This is a genomic window from Streptococcus sp. HMSC074F05 (assembly GCF_001808725.1).
GTDB lineage: Bacteria > Bacillota > Bacilli > Lactobacillales > Streptococcaceae > Streptococcus > Streptococcus parasanguinis_I.
In genome coordinates, this window is the sequence record NZ_KV794407.1 from 83266 (window position 1) to 84817 (window position 1552).

Here is a 1552-nt window from a genome sequence, read left to right on the forward strand (position 1 = left end):
TAAATTCGAATTCGGACGTTACTACAAGTTTGATATCCCAGCTACAGTGAAAGCTGACGTTAAAGGCGGAGTAGACATCGAAAATACTGCGGCTCAAGTAGTGAACTACTACAACCCAACGACTAAGAAAGTTGAAAAGCCTGAAAAACCAACTGAAAAACGTGTAAACAGCGTACCAGTATCAGTAGAATTCAACTTCACTAAGAAATTGGAAGGCCGTGAGCTTAAAGCTAACGAGTTCAGCTTCGTACTTAAAGATTCAACAGGTAAAGTTGTTGAAACAGTTAAGAACGATGCGGCTGGTAACGTTAAGTTCTCTAAACTTGAGTTCAAGAAAGGTCAAGAAGGTGTTCACAACTACACAGTAGAAGAAGTTAAAGGTACTGACGGAACTGTCACTTACGATGCGATGAAAGCAGTAGTAACTGTAGAAGTTAAACATGACGGAACAGCGAAAGCTCTCATCACTAACGTAACGGATCCAGCAGATAAAGAATTCAATAATACTGTTCGTCCTCCAGAAACTCCTGATTTCAATCCAGAGAAATACATCTTGAACGAATCTAAATTCGATCTTACAGGTGTGAAACTTCTCGATGATGATAACGAGTTAGAACATAAAGTTGCGGACACAAATGCCAACCCATATGCGGATGGTACTGCCAACAACGAAGCTCAAAACATCAATACGAAGACACTCAAGAAAGGTGATAAAGTATACTACCAAGTATGGTTGGATACAACTAAATTCACTGAAGCACACAATATTCAATCTGTTGGTGTTACAGATAAATATGACAGTGCGAACTTGACTGTCAACGGAGCTGATATTAAGGCATACGACTCTGTAACAGGAGAAGATGTAACAGCTAAGTTTGATATCAAGGTTGAAAACGGTGTGATTACTGCAACTTCTAAAGCAGACTTGACTAAGTCACTTGGAGACGCAGAAAATACACAAGTCATCGACACAACTAAGTTGGCCTTTGGACGTTACTACAAGTTTGAAATTCCTACAGAAATTAAACAATCTGCTCAAGATGGTGTGGACATTGAAAATACAGCTTCACAAATCGTACACCAATACGATCCAACTAAGAAGACTGTAGAAAAACCAGAAAAACCAACTGAAAAACGTGTAGTCAACATTCCAGTTAAGGTTCAATTCCAATTCACTAAGAAATTGGAAGGTCGTGCATTGAAGGCTGGTGAATTCAGCTTCGTTCTTAAGGACGAAAAAGGAAATGTGATCGAAACCGTAACCAATGATGCGGCTGGTAAGATCACCTTCTCAAATCTTGAATTCAAACGTGGTGAAGAAGGAACTCATCTCTACCATGTAGAAGAAATCCGTGGCACAGATTCTAGCGTTGTATACGATAAGATGGTTGCAACTGTTGGTATCGTGGTGAATAAAGCAGGTAAGGTATTAGTAGCTACTACTAAGTTGCCGGAAGATACAGAGTTTAACAACACTGTTATTCCGCCAACACCACCAACACCGCCAACACCGCCAACACCGCCAACACCACCAACACCACCAACACCACCA

1 protein-coding gene is annotated in these 1552 nt (G+C 40.4%); it reads left to right on the top strand.

Features of this window, described 5'->3' with window-relative positions:
• Positions 1-1552: SspB-related isopeptide-forming adhesin (locus HMPREF2685_RS02245; protein WP_315940843.1), on the top strand; the 1552-nt coding region annotated here is incomplete at both ends.